The following is a 16,723-nucleotide window of genomic DNA, read 5'->3' on the forward strand; positions in this document are numbered from 1 at the left end:
GCCCGCTTCATGGAGAACGCGATTCAGACCACTGTGTTGGGTGGTGGCAGTTTCGGCACCGCCATGGCCCAGGTACTGGCCGAGAACGGGCATCCCGTCCGACTCTGGATGCGCAGTGCCGAGCAGGCAGAGGCCATCCGCCACACCCGCATCAACCACCAGTATTTCCCGGAACTCGAGCTGGACTCCCTGGTTGAACCCACCACCGACATGGGTGGTGCTATCGAGCAGGCAGAGCTGGTGTTCGTGGCACTGCCCAGCAAGGTCTTCCGTGATGTGATCCGAAACGCTGCCGGCCATTTCCGCGACCAGCAGATGGTGGTCAGCCTCACCAAGGGGATTGAGCGCGACGGTTTCCGGCTCATGAGCCAGGTACTGAAGGAAGAGCTGCCCGGCACCCGGGTGGGGGTCCTGAGCGGGCCCAACCTGGCCGGCGAGCTCGTCCAGCATGAGATTACCGCTTCCGTGATCGCTTCCGAGGACCGGGAACTGCGGGAGCGTGTCCAGCAGGCCCTGGGGAACGCCTATTTCCGTATCTATGCCAACCTGGATGTGTACGGTGTTGAGCTTGGCGGCGCACTCAAGAACATCTATGCGGTGGTTTCCGGCCTGGCCGATGCCAGGGGTATGGGCGAGAACACCAAGTCCATGCTGATTACCCGCAGCCTGGCGGAAATGAGCCGCTTTGCCGTGAGCATGGGGGCCAACCCCATGACGTTCCTGGGGCTGGCCGGCGTCGGGGACCTGATCGTGACGTGCAGCTCCAGTCTGAGCCGCAATTACCGGGTCGGCTATGCCGTCGGGCAGGGCAGCACTCTGGATGAGGCCGTGACAGAGCTCGGGCAGGTGGCAGAGGGGGTCCGGACTCTGGAGCTGGTCCACGAGAAAGCCATCGAGCTGGACGTCTACATGCCCCTGGTGCGGGGGCTCTACCAGATCCTTTACCGGGGAGCTTCCATCACCGATGTGGTGGGAGCGCTCATGAATGCCACCCAGAACAGCGACGTGGAGTTCATTCTGCCCCGTCAGGGCGAGGGTTCCGCCATCTGATCAGCCCTGGCGCACGAGGCGTTCCAGGGTGTCCAGGGCCTGCTCCAGTGCGGCATAAGGGGTATAGAAGTGGGGCGAGAACCGTACCCCGCCGCCGCGGCTGGCGCTGATAACCCGGTGCTGGGCCAGCCGGTCACAGAGATGGCGGTTGTCCAGCCCATCGACCTGTACGGTGTAGATGCCAAGCCGGCGCTGTGGCTCCCGGGGCGTCACGGGGGTAATGCCCTTAATGCGATCCAGACCGCTCGCCAGGCGGCTCACGCGCTGGTCAATCAGGCTCCTGACCTGATCCAGTCCCACTTCAAGCAGCAGACCGGTGCTGGCCTCAAGGGCATGGGCTGCGAGCAGATTGGGGCTGCCGCACTCAAAGCGCCGTGCGTCCGGAGCCGGGGCCCAGTCCTTACGGTCGAAGTTGCCGGGGTCGGCAACCATGTGCCAACCGTATTCATAGAGTTTCAGTGACTCCCGCCATTCCGGTGCCACATAGAAAAAGGCCAGGCCTTCGGGTCCCAGCATCCACTTGTGGCCATCCGCCATGGCAAAATGGGCGCCCGCGGCCTGGACATCCAGCGGCTCGGCACCGGCACTCTGGATGGCGTCCAGACAGAACAGGATGCCATGGCTGTCACAGAGCGCGCCCAGATGGGCGGCGTCAAGACGCAGGCCGGTGCCATACTGGACTGAGCTGACCGACATCAGGCGGGTTCTGTCAGTGATCAGGTCCTCAATCGCGCCTTCCGGTGTGACGTCCTGGCGGTCGATATCCGCCACCCGTATGCGGACGCCACGGCTCACAAGAGACTCCCACACAATCCGGTTGGAGGGGAATTCCTGGCTCGTGATGATGATTTCATCCCCTTCATGCCAGTCCAGGCCAGCCGCAACCATGGAAAGCGCTTCGGAGGTGTTCTTGCACAGGGCGATGTCCTGCGCGGACGGTGCATTGATCAGCCGGGCCAGGTTGTGCCTGAGCTGGTCCTCAACCGTGAGCCACTGGGGATAGTGAGTGGCCCCCAGGTGGCTGTTCTCATGGGCGAAGCGGGCAACGGCATCACTGGCACGCCGCGGCCAGGGTGCCACGGCCGCGTGGTTGAGATAGGCAAGCCCCGACTCAAGCGGGAATTCACTCAGCAGCTGCGTGGCTGAAAAACGCTCCGTCATGCTCCGTCTCCGTCATGTCCGTCATTGAAGGGGAGGGCTCGCACCGCTAGTATCGGACCTGTTCCATGCACTGATTGCGCCGGAGGGCTGCAGATGGGGGAACCCGATTCCCAGGCGGAACTGGCCCGACAATTCGAACACGTCGCCCAATACGATACAACCGGAAAGGGCCCGCCGGTGGATCAGTGGGATCCGCCGTTCACGGACGACCTGGAACTGTTCATCAACCGCAATGGCCGCTGGTTCTACCAGGGCCGTGAAATTGAACGGCTGGCGCTGCGCCGACTTTTCGCCTCCATCATGCGGCGTGAATCAGATGGTTACTACTATCTTCTAACACCGCACGAAAAGTACCGCATCCAGGTGGAAGATGTTCCCTTCCTCGCACACAGCGTTGAGCAGGAAGGTGAGGGGGGTGGGCGCGTTCTCTGGCTGCATACGGATGTGGAGGACCGCTTCCCGATCGGTGACTCGCACCCGCTGATCGTTCGAACGGATGATAAAAGCGGCGAACCCCAGCCCTATGTGATGGTACGGCGCGGGCTCCAGGCCCGGATCGAGCGCAGTGCCTTCTACCACCTCACGGAACTGGCTGAGGAGCGGGCCATCAACGGCGCAACCCACGTCGGGGTGGTCAGTCAGGGCAGTTTCTTTTCCCTGGGCCGGATCGGCTGATCACGGTTTTCAAAGCCGCCATTATTTTCTATCATGGAGTATGGGTGCCTGTATTGAGCAGCACCCTTGCGTCCCGGATCGTCGTAAGTCCCTCTGTACAGGCCGCTGTTCAGCAACACTTTCGATCCACCGCACTATTGTTATTACGACGTTTCTGTCCTATACGCAAGGAGTCAACATGACCGAATCCCGTGTCGTCAGCATCCACTACACCCTCAAGAACGACGAGGGTGAGGTTCTGGATTCTTCCCGCGAGCGTGAGCCGCTCAGCTATCTGGAAGGGGCCCAGAACATCATCAGTGGCCTGGAAGAAGCACTGACCGACAAGGCCCAGGGTGACGAAGCCCAGGTATCCCTGGATCCGGAGAACGCTTACGGCGAAGTCCGCGAAGAACTGGTCCAGCCCGTCCCGAGCTCCGCTTTTGAGGGCGTTGAGAAGGTCGAGCCCGGCATGCAGTTCCAGGCGGAAACGCCCGGCGGCCCGCAGATCGTACGCGTGGTATCCGTTGAGGATGAGACCGTGACCATCGATGCCAACCATCCGCTCGCCGGCCAGCGTCTGCACTTCGATGTTGAGGTGGTTGATACGCGTGAGCCGTCCGACGAAGAGAAAGAGCACGGCCACGTGCACTGAGTCTTTCTCCAAGCACTGAATCAGCAGCGTTTTCAGTGCAACGGACATAAAAAAGGCGACCCGCGGGTCGCCTTTTTTTGTACCTACCCCTTACATATTGGGATAGTTGGGGCCACCGCCCCCTTCGGGGACCACCCACTGGATGTTCTGGGCCGGGTCCTTGATGTCGCAGGTCTTGCAGTGGATGCAGTTCTGCGCGTTGATCTGGAACTTCTTGCCGCTGCCGTCCTCGGCATCCACCACCTCGTACACGCCCACCGGGCAGTAACGCTGTGCCGGCTCGTCGTAGGTCGGCAGGTTATCCCGGATGGGAATCTCCGGATCCTTGAGCTGCAGGTGGCAGGGCTGGTCTTCCTCGTGATTGGTGTTCGACATGAACGCCGAGGACAGCCGGTCGAAGGTCAGCTTGTTGTCCGGCTTCGGGTAGTCGATCTTCGAACACTCAGAGGCCGGCTTAAGCGCCGCGTGATCCGGCGTGGTGTCGTGGAAGGTGATCGGCAGCGGCCGGCGCAGGATGTTCTGCTCCAGGTAGGCGATGCCGCCACCGATCACGGTGCCGAACTTGTGCATGGCCGGGCTGAAGTTGCGCTCGGCGAACAGTTCCCGGAAGAGCCAGCTGTTCTCGAACTTCTCCGCAAAGGCAGTCAGGTCGTCGCCGCCTTCAGAGCCCTTCTGGATCGCCTCGAAAACCGCTTCAGCGCCCAGCATCCCGGACTTCATGGCGGTGTGCGAGCCCTTGATCTTGGACGAGTTCAGCGTGCCCGCGTCACAGCCCAGCAGCAGCCCGCCGGGGAAATGCATCCGGGGCAGACTGTTGTAGCCGCCCTTGGTGATGGCCCGCGCCCCGTAGGATACCCGCTTGCCGCCTTCCAGGTGCTGTTTGATGGTCGGGTGCGTCTTCATCCGCTGGAATTCCTCGAACGGCGAGACGTAGGGGTTGGAGTAGGACAGGTCGGTGATCAGCCCGACATAGACCTGGCCGTTTTCCAGGTGATACAGGAACCCACCCCCGGTGGAGCCGCTCTCGGACAGCGGCCAGCCCGCGGTGTGCACCACCAGCCCGGGTTCGTGGTTGGCCGGGTCGATGTCCCACAGCTCCTTGATGCCAAGGCCGTAGTGCTGCGGGTCCTTGCCCTCGTCCAGGTTGAACTGCTGCAGCAGGTCCTTGCCCAGGTGCCCCCGGCAGCCTTCGCTGAACAGAGTGTATTTCGCCCGCAGCTCCATGGGTGGCATGTAGCCGTCCTTGTGGTTGCCCTCGGCGTCGACGCCGAACTCGCCGGTGAGGATGCCCTTGACCACGCCATCCTCGTACAGGACTTCGGCGGCCGGGAAACCCGGATAGATCTCGACGCCCAGCTGTTCGGCCTGCTCGCCGAGCCAGCGGCACAGGTTGGCCAGGCTGATGATGTAGTTGCCATGGTTGTGCATGTTCTTTGGCACAAAGGCGTTGGGCGCCTTGCGGGCACTGTCGGCGCCGCGCAGGAAGTAGATGTCATCCCGGGTGACCGGCGTGTTCAGCGGGGCACCGCGCTCCTTCCAGTCGGGGAAGAGCTCATTGAGGCTGGTCGGCTCGAAAACGGTGCCGGCGATGATGTGGGCACCGACCTCGGATCCCTTCTCGACAACACAGACGGTCAGTTCCTGCTCCGCCTCGTTGGCCAGCTGCTGGATACGGCAGGCAGCCGAGAGTCCAGCAGGGCCCGCCCCCACGATCAGGACGTCAAACTCCATCGATTCGCGTTCCACGATAGTCTCCTCAGGATTTCCAATGGGCAATCTGTGGCTTTACGTTGCCACAGGATATATCATCATGGAAATCAAACAAACGTTTGTTTGAATGACATTGAGCAATGGCATCCCGTCCCTGGAGCTATTGACCCCCTGTGGTTTTGTCGTCAGTATTAGGGCGCTTTTGCCGGGGACGCCCGCCGCATGAACATTCTAAACCCATGGCAGGAAACGAGGAATCTATGAAGGTTCTGGTCGCTGTAAAACGAGTGATTGACTACAACGTCAAGGTTCGCGTCAAGCCGGATAACACCGGCGTGGACCTGTCCAACGTCAAGATGGCAATGAACCCATTCTGCGAGATCGCCGTTGAGGAAGCGGTCCGTCTCAAGGAGAAGGGCGTTGCCACCGAGATTGTCGCCGTGACCATCGGTCCCAAGGTCAGCCAGGAGCAGCTGCGCACCGCGCTGGCACTGGGCGCTGACCGCGCCATCCAGGTCGAGACGGACGAAGATGTCCAGTCCCTGGATGCGGCCAAGATGCTCAAGGCCGTCGTGGACAAGGAAGAGCCGAACCTGGTGATCATGGGCAAACAGTCTATCGACACCGATAACAACCAGACTGGCCAGATGCTGGCCCAGCTGGCCGGGATGCCCCAGGGCACCTTTGCCTCCGAGGTCGAGGTGGAAGGTGAAAAGGTCAAGGTGACCCGTGAGATCGACGGCGGCCTGATGACCGTTTCCCTGAACCTGCCGGCCGTGGTTACCACGGATCTGCGCCTGAACGAACCGCGCTACGCTTCGCTCCCCAACATCATGAAGGCCAAGAAGAAGCCGCTCGAGACCATCAGCCCGGCCGATCTGGGCGTCGATGTTGCGCCGCGGCTCAAGACACTCAAGGTTGAAGAGCCGCAGCCGCGTCAGCCCGGTGTCAAGGTCGAGAGCGTTGAGGAGCTGGTCGACAAACTGAAGAACGAAGCGAAGGTGATTTAAATGAGTACACTGGTTATTGCAGATCACAACAAGGGTGAGCTGGCCGGGTCGACACTCAGTGTTATCGCCGCTGCCAAGTCTGCTGGTGGTGACATCGACGTCCTGGTCGCCGGCAAGGACATCGGCGGTGTTGCCGAACAGGCCGCCAAGGCGGACGGCGTCAACAAGGTGCTCGCTGCCGACAATGACGCTTACGGGCATGACCTCGCCGAGAATCTCAGTCTGCTGATCGCGGAAGTGGGCAAGGGCTACAGCCATCTGTTCGCCTCCGCCGGCACCGTTGGCAAGGACACCATGCCGCGTGTTGCCGCCATGCTCGACGTGGCGCAGGTTTCCGACATCATCGGTGTGCAGTCCGAGGACACCTTCGTTCGCCCGATCTACGCCGGTAACGCGATTGCGACTGTGCAGTCCAGCGACAGCGTCAAGGTGATCACCGTTCGGACCACCAGCTTTGACCCGGTTGCGGCTGAGGGCGGTTCAGCTTCGGTTGAATCCGTGGAATCAGCGCACGACGCCGGCCTTTCCGAGTTCGTCAGCGAAGAGCTGGCCGAATCCGATCGTCCGGATCTGGCAGCTGCCGACGTGGTCATCTCCGGTGGTCGCGGCATGCAGAATGGCGACAACTTCAAGATGCTGGAGTCTGTCGCCGACGTTCTGGGCGCCGCCATCGGCGCGTCCCGTGCCGCCGTCGACGCTGGGTTCGTACCAAACGACATGCAGGTCGGCCAGACCGGCAAGATCGTGGCCCCGAACCTCTACATCGCCGTCGGCATTTCCGGTGCCATCCAGCACCTGGCCGGCATGGGCGATTCCAAGTTCATTGTGGCCATCAACAAGGACGAGGACGCGCCCATTTTCCAGGTGGCGGACTACGGCCTTGTAGCGGACCTGTTTGATGCGGTACCGCAGCTTGAGGAAGAACTCAAGAAGGTGGTCTGACGGAACGCCCGTATCAGGCTATGATGAAAGCCGTACCCTCCGGGGTGCGGCTTTTCTGTTTACAACGATCCGAAAAGTGGACTCATGCTGACGCAGACGCACGCAATCGCTGGCGCTGCAACACTCGTTGCGCTGATTGCCTCAGTCGTTCTCCACTGTATGGCCGCTACGGCGCTCATGCGGCGCTTTGATGGCACCAGCCTGCACCAGTCCCTATGTATGGTCCTGATGGTTCTGGGGCTTTTTGTAGCCCACGTCATTGAGATCTGGCTGTTCGGTTTGGTCTCTTGGACGCTGGCCCAGATTGAGGGTGCGGGTTCTGTAACCGGAGGCCATGTGTCCGGCGTGATGGACTACATCTACTTTTCCGCCGTGACCTATACCACTTTGGGGTATGGGGAGGTTTATCCTGTTGGCCCCATCCGTTTCATTTTTGGCGTGGAGGCGCTGATCGGCTTCATGCTGATCACCTGGTCCGCCTCCGTTACCTTTCTTCAGATGCAGCGTTTCTGGCGCTGACTGGCTGGAACGGTCAGGGCGTAATTTGTGCGACCGCCTGCTCCGCGGCTTCACGATACGGGTGAAGAATCAAGTCCACGTTCCTGTTTTTCCAGTTAATTTCGTCATCCTCCCGGAAGCTGGCAATGGCGATGCGCCCGGATCTCGCAAAAAGGGCGAGCCCCTGCATCAGAATTTCGTTCACTTCGCGCCGGGGCAGTGTGCTGACAACCCACTTCGCGGTGTGGACCGGCAGATGGGACAGGAACTCAATGTCCTCCGCGTCACCAAAGACGGCATGTATCCCCTCGGTCTGGGCCCGTTCGACCCGTCCCGGATCAATATCAACACCAATGACGTCTTCCCCGCGTTCGATGAGTTGACCGGCAATGCGTCGCCCCAGACGTCCCAGTCCAATGATGATGATCGGAGCCGCCTGCCCCTGTGTATAGTCGTCGAGTTCACGGTAGGTCAGAGTACGCTCGAACGGCGAGAGCCACCCCCGAACCCGCTCAAAAAGCTGTTCGGAGTAGAGAATCATGTAGGTTGAGGTCGTGATGGTCACGATACCGACCAGCGTCACCACACCGAGCACGTTATCGCCGATGTGGCCGAGGCCCAGCCCCATGGTTATGAAGATGATCGAGAACTCGCTGATCTGAGCCACGGTCAGCCCCGCCTTGAACCCAGTACGACGCCGATACCCCATGCCTCCCATAATGGCCATGACGATCAGGGGATTGCCGATCAGAACGAACAGGGAGAGAACCAGGGCAGGAAAGAGGTTGTCTCCAATAAGGCTCAGGTTGAGCTGTTCACCCATGTAGATGAAAAAGAACAGGAGCAGGAAGTCCCGCAGGCTCGTCAGCCGGCTTGTGATCACGTCCTTGACGGCCGTGTTGGCCAGGGAGAAGCCGGCAATGAACGCCCCGACTTCCTTTGAAAGCCCCAGGATGTCCGCTCCCGCCGCAAGCATGGTCCCCCACGCGATGGCGAACAGCATCAGCATCTCGACGGAGCGGGCCAGGCTGCGCATCAGCCCCGGAATCACATACCGCATCAGCAATGGCAGGACGACCACCATGAACACCACGCTGATGCCAAGGCCCTGAAGCGGCGGGATAAGCTGGTCATCCGCGGTGGGGATGGTGAGGTTCAGGCCCAGCATGGCGAGAACAACCGCGATGTCCTGGACGATCAGGAAGCCCATGGCGATGCGGCCATGCAGGGATTCCAGCTCGCCTTTGTCGGAAAGGAGCTTGACGATGATGATGGTGCTGGAAAAGGTCAGGGCGATGGCGATATAGAGCGCATCGATCGGGGAAAAGCCGAGCAGAAGCGTCAGACCGAAACCGATCAGGATGGTGAATGCAAGCTGACCCAGTCCCGTCGCCAGGGCCACAGGCCCCAGGGAACGCACAATCCTCAGATCCAGTTTGAGACCAACGACGAACAGCAGAATGGTGATGCCCCAGTGGGCGAGAAGGTCAATCTGTGTGTGGGCGGAGACAATGCCCAGTATGCTGGGGCCTACAATGATGCCGACCGCCAGGTACGCAATAAGCAGTGGCTGGCGCAGGAGCATGGAAAAATAACCCACAACCACGGCGATCAACAGCAGTAACGTGAACTCCTGATAGATTTCCATGCGAGATGCCTCCGTTATGATCCAGCCATCAATGCTACAATCCGGCTTTTGAGTGCGGTACCCGAAGCCCGCGTCCGTGATAATCAGGACACAGCCTAGTCAATGTTAATCGAAGTTGTCTCTCTTTCATTTGCGTTTGTTTTCGGTCTCATGGTGCGCCAGGTCGGTCTGCCGCCTCTGATTGGATTTCTCGCCGCCGGGTTTGCGCTCAACCTTTGGGGGCAGGCATTTGGGCTCCCGCCCCAGGCAGGGCCGTTCCTGGATCATGTGGCGCATCTCGGCGTCCTCATGCTGCTGTTCTCGGTCGGGCTGAAGCTCAAGATCCGGCATCTGGTGGAGCCAGCCGTGGTGGGTGGCGCCATCCTGCATTTCATGATCAGTGTCGGCATCCTGGGAACAGGAATCCTCTATCTTCTGGAGATCAGCACGGCGAATGCGCTGCTGCTGGCAACCGCCCTGGCATTCTCCAGTACCGTGCTGGCGGCCAAGGTTCTGGAGGCCAAAGGGGAGCTTCGCTCCTTCCACGGGCGGGTAGCCATCGGCATTCTCATCCTGCAGGACCTCATTGCTCTTGTGGTGCTGAGCGTGGCCGGTGGGCAGACACCCTCGCCCTGGGCCCTGGTGGTGCTGGCACTGCCGCTTCTGCGCCCGGTCATGCACTGGCTGATGGATGTAGCCGGGCACGAGGAGCTGCTGGTTCTGATGGGCGTGGTCCTGGCGGTTGCTGTTGGGGGCTATGGCTTTGAGGTGGTGGGACTCAGTCCGGAGGTGGGCGCCCTGGCAATGGGCGTCCTGCTGGCGAATCATCCCCGGGCCCAGGAGCTGTCCCATTCCCTGTGGGGGCTGAAGGAAATCCTTCTGGTCGGTTTTTTCCTGCAGATCGGTATGTCGGGTCTTCCGGACCAGCAGGCGCTGCTGTTCGCGCTCGGCATGGCGCTGTTGCTGCCCCTCAAGGGCATCCTGTTCTTCTTCCTGCTCATTCTTTTCCGCCTGCGCAGCCGCAATGCCTTTCTGGGGGCGCTCAGCCTGATGAGCTACAGTGAGTTCGGGCTGATTGTGGCTGCCAGTGTGCTTGAGGCCTGGCTGGTGCCCCTCGCGATTACAGTCGCGGTCTCCTTCCTGGTGGCAGCACCGCTCAACCGCATCGCGCATCCGCTGTTTGACCGGATGGAGCCCTGGCTGAGGCGGTTCGAGCGGTCCAGTGATCACCCGGACCAGCAGCCGCTGTCACTGGGCCAGGCGGACATCCTGATTGTTGGGATGGGGCGCACCGGGCAGGCGGCGTACACCGCTGTTGGTGCAGGTGGACTCACCGTTGTGGGCATGGACGCGGATCCGGACAAGGTGGCAAACCAGTGCACCCGGGGCCACAACGTGGTCTACGCGGACGCCGAGGATATCGAACTGTGGCAGGGGCTGGACCTGGAGGGCCTGCAGGCGGTCATCCTTGCCATGCCACACCTGGAGGGGAAACTGATCGCAGCCCGCAACCTCCGGAAGATGGGGTTCACCGGTCCGATTGTTGCCAATACCTTCCATGACGACGAGGCGGCACCGCTGCAGCGAGCCGGCGTTTCCGAAACCTACCAGGCCATGGCCGGCGCCGGCATCGGTATCGCGGACAAGACCCGCGAGGCGCTCAGCACAACTCACGCCCCGCCTGCGGGCGCCTAGTCCCGCAGTTGCGCCAGATTCCGGAAATGGTCCAACGCGTTCGGGTTGGCCAGCGCCTCACGGTTCTTCACGGATTCACCGTGGATCACGTTGCGCACCGCCAGCTCCACGATCTTGCCGCTGAGCGTGCGTGGAATGTCCGGTACCTGGATGATTTTCGCCGGCACATGGCGTGGTGTGGTGTTCTCCCGGATAACGTGTCGTAGGCGCTCGCAGAGCTCATCGTTGAGCGCCACGTCCTCGCGGAGTCGCACGAAGAGCACGACGCGCTGATCGTCACCCCATTGCTGGCCCACGGCGATGGATTCCAGGACGTCATCCAGTTTTTCGACCTGACGGTAGATCTCGGCGGTTCCGATGCGTACCCCACCCGGGTTCAGTACCGCATCCGCCCGGCCGTGGATGATCATGCCGCGCTGGGCGGGAGTGTCCTCTGTCGCCGGGTGTTCGCGGATTTCACCAAAGTCTCCGTGGGCCCAGGTGTTGGGGAAGCGGTTGAAGTAGGCGCTGTGGAAGCGCTCGCCCTCAGGGTCGTTCCAGAAGCCGACCGGCATGCAGGGAAAAGGCGCGCGGCACACCAGCTCGCCTTTCTGCCCGGCCACCGGCTGCCCCTCGTCGTTATAGATGGCTACGTCCATGCCAAGGCCGAGGCACTGGAGTTCGCCCCGGTAGACCGGCAGGGTCGGGTTGCCGAGGGCGAAGCAGGAGACAATATCGGTGCCGCCGGAGATGGAGGACAGGCAGACGTCCGGTTTCACGTCCCGGTAGATGTAGTCAAAGCTTTCATGGGCCAGAGGGCTGCCGGTGGAAAGAATCGCCTTCAGCGGATCCAGGCCGTGGGTCTCCGCGGGTTCCAGGCCCTGTTTCCCGCAGGCGGCGTAGTATTTGGCGCTGGCGCCGAAGACGGTAATGCCGTGTTCCTCGGCCAGGTTCCAGAGGACCTCCGGCGTGGGGGCCATCGGCGAGCCGTCGTAGAGGACGGCGGTGGCGCCCAGGGACAGGGTGCTGGCGAGCCAGTTCCACATCATCCAGCCGGTGGTGGTGTAGTAGAAGACCACGTCGTCCGGGCCTACATCGGTGTGCAGACCCAGCTCCTTGAGATGCTGGAGAAGGGTGCCGCCGATGCCGTGGACGATGCACTTGGGCGCGCCGGTGGTGCCGGAGGAGTAGAGGATGTAGAGCGGGTCGTCAAAGGCCATGGGGGTAAACCCGGCGGCGGGTTCGGCCATCAGGGCGTCCTTCCATCCGACGGTGTTGGCGGCCTCGTCCCAGGGGCAGTCGGGCTGGTTGTCGATCCGGATCTGAACGGAGAGGCTGGGGAGTGCGCCTGCGAGCTGTTCGACGCGCGCGCGGGTATCAATCGCCTTACCGTTGTACTGGTAGCCATTGACGGCGATCAGGGCCCTGGGTTCGATCTGGCCAAAGCGTTCCAGCACACCCTGGAAGCCGAAGTCCGGAGAGCAGGAGGACCATACGGCGCCCAGGCGGGCGGTGGCCAGCATGCCGATGATGGCTTCGATGCCGTTGGTGATGAAGGCGGCAACACGATCGCCCTTGCTGACGCCGTGTTCCTGGAGGGTGCCGGCGAGGCGGGCGCTGTGTTCACGCAGTTCGCCGTAGGTCATCTGGCGGCCGCGGCCGTCTTCGCGTTGCTCGATAAGGGCGACACGGTCGGGTTCGCCGCGCAGAAGGTTTTCGGCAAAGTTGAGGCGGGCGCCGCCGAACCAGGTGGCGCCGGGCATCTGGTCGCCGTTCTCGAAGATGCGGCGGGCCTGGTACTGGCCGCGGACGTCGAAGTATTGCCAGATGGTTTCCCAGAATGCCGCGGGGTTGTCGATGCTCCATTGGTGGAGGCTCTGCCAGGTGTTGCCCGGTTGATGGCCCTGGGTCTGGAGCCAGTTGTGGTAGTGGGTGATGCGGGCGTTCTGGATTCGTTCCTGTGACGGTTGCCAGATTGGGGCTTCAGTCATGGGTTGGGTTCCTGGGTTGTTTTGGCGCTTGTCTGCCGCTCAGCTTAACATTGCATCGCCTGCGCGACTTTCGAGGGTGTACGTCGATCAAGTCTGTGGCAGATGTCGTTGCCGATGCGGCATACCGCCTCGAGGTCGACGCCGGTGTGCAGGCCCTGGCCTTCAAGGAGGTACAACAGGTCCTCGGTGGCGAGGTTGCCGGAGGCGCCTTTGGCGTAGGGGCAGCCGCCGAGGCCGGCGACGGCGCTGTCGAAGGTCCTGATGCCGCGGTTGAGGCCCTGGAGGATGTTGGCAAGGGCCTGGCCGTAGGTGTCGTGGCAGTGCAGGGCGAGTCGCTCTGCCGGCACGAGAGGGAGGACGGCATCCAGGATGGCATCGATTTCCCTGGGCCGGGCGACGCCGGTGGTGTCGCCCAGGGAGATGTCGTCGCAGCCGAGTCCCAGCAGGCGTTCGGTGACGTCGGCGACGGCCCCGGGCTGGATTCGGCCGGCGTAGGGGCAGGCGGCGATGGTGGAGATGTAGCCGCGTACGCGGAGGCCGGCGTTATTGGCCGCTTCAATCAAGGGGGCGAAGCGCTCGAGGCTTTCGGTGATGCTGCAGTTGATGTTTTTCTGCGTGAACGCATCGGAGGCGGCGGTGAAGACGGCGATGCGGTCCACCCGGGAAGCCAGGGCAGCGTCGAGGCCTTTCTGGTTGGGGATCAGGGTTTCAACGGAAAGACCGGGGCGCCGCTGGATGCCGGCGATGACCTGGTCAGTGCTGGCCATCTGGGGAACCCATTTCGGCGAGACGAAACTGCCGGCCTCGATCCGGTTCAGGCCGGCGTCGGCGAGGGCGTTGAACCAGCGGGCGCGGGTTGTGGCGTCGACGGGCGTGCCTTCGTTCTGGAGGCCGTCGCGCAGGCCGACTTCGACGATTTCGGCATGGTCGCTCATGGGGTGTCTCCGTCCGGTTCGAAGGCGAGCAGGGTCTGGCCGGAGCTGAGGCTGTCGCCTTCACTGCAGTAGAGTTCCGTGACCGTGCCGTCGGCCGGGGCGGTGATGGTGTGTTCCATTTTCATGGCTTCCATGACCACCAGCGGCTGACCCTTGTTGGCCCGCTCGCCAGCGGCGCAGTGCAGCGCGACCACGCGCCCGTGCATGGGGGCGGTCAGGTTGCCGGTGTCCGCTTCGGCCAGATCCATTTCCGGGTGGTTAACGCGCACGGTCCAGGCTTCGCCCTCGGCAAAGAGCGTCACCCCTGCCGGTGGGCGGCTGATGGCGGTGAGGGACAGTTCCCGGCGGCACCGTCCGGGGGATTCCACCAATACCGTGCCCTGATGGCCCCGGCGGTGCCAGCGCAGGGTCAGGGTGTGATCGGAGAGGCCCCGGACCCGGACCTGATGCCAATCGCCGGTCCTGGGCTGGAGGGCGTATTCCAGGGTATGGCGTTCGCCGTGGTGGACTTCCGCCCGCTGCCACGGCTCGCCAACGAGGCGCCATCCGGTGAGGGCATCCCAGGGGTCGGCTGAGGCGGTTTCCGGCTGCTGGAGCCAGAGCCAGCCCAGCAGGCCCAGTGCCAGGGCGGTGTCCCCGGTGATTGCTGGCGCTACCAGATCCGCTTCATGTTGTTCCGCAAAATGTGTCTGTAAATCGCTGTTAATGAAAGAGTCATGGTTCAGTATCCGGCACAGGTAGCCGATATTGGTGGGGAATCCGCCCAGATGGTAACGCATCAGGGCCCCGCGCAGGCGGCTAATGGCGGCGTGGCGGTCCGTGCCATGGGTGATGACCTTGGCGAGCATGGGGTCGTAATGGTTTGAGACCGTCAACTCCTGGGCAATACCGGAGTCAATGCGTATGCCGGCCATGTTTTCGGGCTCATCCAGATACTGGATGCGGCCGCTGGTCGGGAGGAACCCCTGGTCCGGATCTTCGGCATAGACGCGCGCTTCCATGGCGTGGCCGTTGATCGCCAGCGCCTCCTGGGGCCAGGGGAGGGGGTCGCCCAGGGCGATGCGGATCTGCCACTCCACCAGGTCCAGGCCGGTAATGGCCTCGGTGACGGGGTGTTCCACCTGAAGGCGGGTGTTCATCTCCATGAAGTAGAAGCGGCCGTCGGGCCCGAGCAGGAACTCCACGGTGCCGGCGTTGCGATAGCCGATGGCGTGGGCGCAGCGCAACGCGGCGTCCGCCATGGCGTCACGCGTGGCCTGGGTGAGACCCGGGGCCGGTGCTTCCTCCAGGATTTTCTGGTGGCGGCGCTGGATGGAGCAGTCACGGTCAAACAGGTGTCGGCCGTTGCCGTGGTGATCAAACAGGACCTGGACTTCCACGTGCCGGGGCTGGTCCACAAAGCGTTCCAGCAGAACCTGGTCATTACCGAAGGCGGCGCTGGCCTCGCGCTTGACGCCATCCAGGGCGTTGCGAAGCTCACTGAATTCACGCACCACGCGCATGCCCTTGCCGCCCCCGCCGGCGCTGGCCTTGATCAGCACCGGAAGGCCAATCCGGCGGGCTTCGGATTCCAGGTGGTCCAGGGACTGATCGTCGCCGTGGTAGCCGGGCACCAGTGGTACGCCGGCATCTTCCATCAGTCGCTTGGCGGCGGTTTTGTCGCCCATGGCGGCAATGGCGTCGGTGCCCGGACCCACGAACCGGATGCCAGCGTCCTCGCAGCGCCTGACCAGCTCCGTGCTCTCGGATAGGAAGCCATAGCCCGGGTGGATCAGGTCGGCGCCGGTCTCCCGCGCAGCCCGCAGGATGCGGTCCGGGTCCAGGTAGGATTCCCGGGCCGGCGCCGGGCCGATGGCGACAGCCTGGTCCGCGGCGGCCACGAATGGGGCATCACGGTCCGCCTGGGAATACACGGCCACGGTACGCAGGCCCATGCGGCGGGCGGTGCGGATGATGCGTGCAGCGATCTCGCCCCGGTTGGCGATCAGCAGGGTGAGGTCATTCATCGGGGCTGGCCTCCTGCCAGGCGGGGGTATCCTTTTCCAGGAAGGCCCTCAGGCCCTCCTGACCCTCGGCGCTGGTGCGGACCCGGGCGATCATGGCGGCGGTGAACTCATCCACGCCCTCGCCAGCAGCCGGATCATCCAGCCCGCGCAGCAGGAGCTTGCACTCGGACTGGGCCTCAGGCCCGGCCTGCATCAATTGCCCGGCAAGCGCCTCGACCCGGTCATCAAGCTGTGCCGGATCCGCCAGTTCGTGGATCAATCCAAGCGACCGGGCCTGTTCCGCCTCGAGCAGCTCCGCGCTGAGCATGTAGCGCCGTGCCTGGCGCTGACCCAGGGTGCGCACCACGTAGGGGCCAATGGTTGCCGGTACCAGTCCAAGGCGCACCTCGCTCAGGCAGAAACGGGCATCGGTGGCGGCGATGGCAATGTCGGTACAGCAGATCAGCCCCAGCGCACCCCCGAAAGCGGCGCCCTGGACCCGGGCCAGCGTGGGCTTGGGGCATTCGTCCAGAAGGCGCATAAGGCGGGCCAGCGCCAGGGCGTCCTCCCGGTTCTCTTCCGCGCCCATGGCGGCGGTGGAGCGCATCCATTCCAGGTCGGCGCCGGCGGAGAAGTGCTTGCCCTCGGCCGCCAGCAGAACAGCGCGTATTTCATCGTCACGCGCTGCCGCTTCGATGGCGCTGCTCAACTCCGCGATGATACCGGCATTGAAGGCGTTGCGTTTGTCCGGGCGGTTGAGTCGGATGCGGCGCAGTCCTTGCCGGGGTGTGTCGACCAGCACGGCGTTATCGATATTATTCATCTGGGGCT

14 protein-coding genes are annotated in these 16,723 nt (G+C 62.8%); 7 read left to right on the top strand and 7 right to left on the bottom strand.

What is annotated here, in order from left to right:
- Positions 1 to 9: 9 nt before the first annotated feature.
- Entirely contained in the window at positions 10 to 1,050 is a 1,041-nt protein-coding gene (locus GLW01_RS08140; RefSeq protein ID WP_151439523.1) for an NAD(P)H-dependent glycerol-3-phosphate dehydrogenase, read from the top strand.
- On the opposite strand, the gene GLW01_RS08145 is transcribed toward GLW01_RS08140, so the two are convergent.
- Positions 1,051 to 2,211, bottom strand: coding sequence for an aminotransferase class V-fold PLP-dependent enzyme (locus GLW01_RS08145; RefSeq protein WP_160898746.1), 1,161 nt, complete (start codon positions 2,209 to 2,211; stop codon positions 1,051 to 1,053).
- Between the two features lie 93 nt (positions 2,212 to 2,304).
- On the opposite strand from GLW01_RS08145, the gene GLW01_RS08150 reads away from it, so the two are divergent.
- Positions 2,305 to 2,886 carry a DUF1285 domain-containing protein gene (locus tag GLW01_RS08150; RefSeq protein ID WP_151439521.1) on the top strand — a complete coding sequence of 194 codons (582 nt, stop codon included), beginning with the start codon at positions 2,305 to 2,307 and terminating at the stop codon, positions 2,884 to 2,886.
- Positions 2,887 to 3,064: 178 nt separating this feature from the next.
- A complete protein-coding gene (locus GLW01_RS08155; protein ID WP_095616885.1) occupies positions 3,065 to 3,520 on the top strand; it encodes an FKBP-type peptidyl-prolyl cis-trans isomerase in 456 nt (151 codons plus the stop codon).
- A 90-nt stretch (positions 3,521 to 3,610) separates the two neighbouring features.
- Here the strand turns inward: GLW01_RS08155 and GLW01_RS08160 are convergent, their stop codons facing one another.
- Entirely contained in the window at positions 3,611 to 5,266 is a 1,656-nt protein-coding gene (locus tag GLW01_RS08160) for an electron transfer flavoprotein-ubiquinone oxidoreductase (protein WP_160898747.1), read from the bottom strand.
- Positions 5,267 to 5,490: 224 nt separating this feature from the next.
- On the opposite strand from GLW01_RS08160, the gene GLW01_RS08165 reads away from it, so the two are divergent.
- The 3 genes from GLW01_RS08165 to GLW01_RS08175 all read left to right on the top strand — a co-directional run bounded on the left by GLW01_RS08165 (position 5,491) and on the right by GLW01_RS08175 (position 7,701).
- A complete protein-coding gene (locus tag GLW01_RS08165) occupies positions 5,491 to 6,240 on the top strand; it encodes an electron transfer flavoprotein subunit beta/FixA family protein (RefSeq protein ID WP_151439519.1) in 750 nt (249 codons plus the stop codon).
- Positions 6,241 to 7,182, top strand: a complete 942-nt coding sequence (locus GLW01_RS08170; RefSeq protein WP_151439518.1) for an electron transfer flavoprotein subunit alpha/FixB family protein — start codon at positions 6,241 to 6,243, stop codon at positions 7,180 to 7,182.
- Between the two features lie 84 nt (positions 7,183 to 7,266).
- Positions 7,267 to 7,701: a potassium channel family protein gene (locus GLW01_RS08175; protein WP_160898748.1), complete on the top strand. Its 435-nt coding sequence runs from the start codon at positions 7,267 to 7,269 to the stop codon at positions 7,699 to 7,701.
- A 13-nt stretch (positions 7,702 to 7,714) separates the two neighbouring features.
- Here GLW01_RS08175 and GLW01_RS08180 read toward each other — a convergent pair whose 3' ends face one another.
- Positions 7,715 to 9,328 carry a cation:proton antiporter gene (locus GLW01_RS08180; RefSeq protein ID WP_160898749.1) on the bottom strand — a complete coding sequence of 538 codons (1,614 nt, stop codon included), beginning with the start codon at positions 9,326 to 9,328 and terminating at the stop codon, positions 7,715 to 7,717.
- 102 nt (positions 9,329 to 9,430) lie between these two features.
- Between GLW01_RS08180 and GLW01_RS08185 the strand changes: the two genes are divergently transcribed.
- Positions 9,431 to 11,002 carry a cation:proton antiporter family protein gene (locus GLW01_RS08185; RefSeq protein ID WP_160898750.1) on the top strand — a complete coding sequence of 524 codons (1,572 nt, stop codon included), beginning with the start codon at positions 9,431 to 9,433 and terminating at the stop codon, positions 11,000 to 11,002.
- On the opposite strand, the gene GLW01_RS08190 is transcribed toward GLW01_RS08185, so the two are convergent.
- From GLW01_RS08190 to GLW01_RS08205, 4 genes are read right to left on the bottom strand one after another with little or no spacing between them, the layout of a single operon-like run.
- On the bottom strand, positions 10,999 to 12,972 hold the full coding sequence (locus tag GLW01_RS08190; RefSeq protein WP_160898751.1) for an acetoacetate--CoA ligase: 1,974 nt from the start codon (positions 12,970 to 12,972) through the stop codon (positions 10,999 to 11,001). The two genes, GLW01_RS08185 and GLW01_RS08190, sit on opposite strands and share 4 nt — an antisense overlap.
- Positions 12,973 to 13,016: 44 nt before the next feature.
- Positions 13,017 to 13,907: a hydroxymethylglutaryl-CoA lyase gene (locus GLW01_RS08195; protein WP_160898752.1), complete on the bottom strand. Its 891-nt coding sequence runs from the start codon at positions 13,905 to 13,907 to the stop codon at positions 13,017 to 13,019.
- A complete protein-coding gene (locus GLW01_RS08200) occupies positions 13,904 to 15,913 on the bottom strand; it encodes an acetyl/propionyl/methylcrotonyl-CoA carboxylase subunit alpha (RefSeq protein ID WP_160898753.1) in 2,010 nt (669 codons plus the stop codon). The genes GLW01_RS08195 and GLW01_RS08200 overlap by 4 nt, the downstream gene beginning before the upstream one ends.
- A complete protein-coding gene (locus GLW01_RS08205) occupies positions 15,906 to 16,715 on the bottom strand; it encodes an enoyl-CoA hydratase-related protein (RefSeq protein WP_202405630.1) in 810 nt (269 codons plus the stop codon). Before GLW01_RS08205 ends, GLW01_RS08200 begins: the two co-directional genes overlap by 8 nt.
- Between the last annotated feature and the right edge of the window lie 8 nt (positions 16,716 to 16,723).

The organism is Vreelandella halophila (assembly GCF_009856365.1).
Classification (GTDB): domain Bacteria; phylum Pseudomonadota; class Gammaproteobacteria; order Pseudomonadales; family Oleiphilaceae; genus Halospina; species Halospina utahensis_B.

What these genes read in the sequence shown, in the direction of transcription:
- GLW01_RS08185 (WP_160898750.1), top strand. Translation starts at nt 9,431, where the DNA reads ATGTTAATCGAAGTTGTCTCTCTTTCATTTGCGTTTGTTTTCGGTCTC.
- GLW01_RS08195 (WP_160898752.1), bottom strand. Translation starts at nt 13,907, where the DNA reads ATGAGCGACCATGCCGAAATCGTCGAAGTCGGCCTGCGCGACGGCCTC.
- GLW01_RS08165 (WP_151439519.1), top strand. Translation starts at nt 5,491, where the DNA reads ATGAAGGTTCTGGTCGCTGTAAAACGAGTGATTGACTACAACGTCAAG.
- GLW01_RS08155 (WP_095616885.1), top strand. Translation starts at nt 3,065, where the DNA reads ATGACCGAATCCCGTGTCGTCAGCATCCACTACACCCTCAAGAACGAC.
- GLW01_RS08180 (WP_160898749.1), bottom strand. Translation starts at nt 9,328, where the DNA reads ATGGAAATCTATCAGGAGTTCACGTTACTGCTGTTGATCGCCGTGGTT.
- GLW01_RS08205 (WP_202405630.1), bottom strand. Translation starts at nt 16,715, where the DNA reads ATGAATAATATCGATAACGCCGTGCTGGTCGACACACCCCGGCAAGGA.
- GLW01_RS08170 (WP_151439518.1), top strand. Translation starts at nt 6,241, where the DNA reads ATGAGTACACTGGTTATTGCAGATCACAACAAGGGTGAGCTGGCCGGG.
- GLW01_RS08150 (WP_151439521.1), top strand. Translation starts at nt 2,305, where the DNA reads ATGGGGGAACCCGATTCCCAGGCGGAACTGGCCCGACAATTCGAACAC.
- GLW01_RS08145 (WP_160898746.1), bottom strand. Translation starts at nt 2,211, where the DNA reads ATGACGGAGCGTTTTTCAGCCACGCAGCTGCTGAGTGAATTCCCGCTT.
- GLW01_RS08200 (WP_160898753.1), bottom strand. Translation starts at nt 15,913, where the DNA reads ATGAATGACCTCACCCTGCTGATCGCCAACCGGGGCGAGATCGCTGCA.
- GLW01_RS08175 (WP_160898748.1), top strand. Translation starts at nt 7,267, where the DNA reads ATGCTGACGCAGACGCACGCAATCGCTGGCGCTGCAACACTCGTTGCG.
- GLW01_RS08140 (WP_151439523.1), top strand. Translation starts at nt 10, where the DNA reads ATGGAGAACGCGATTCAGACCACTGTGTTGGGTGGTGGCAGTTTCGGC.
- GLW01_RS08190 (WP_160898751.1), bottom strand. Translation starts at nt 12,972, where the DNA reads ATGACTGAAGCCCCAATCTGGCAACCGTCACAGGAACGAATCCAGAAC.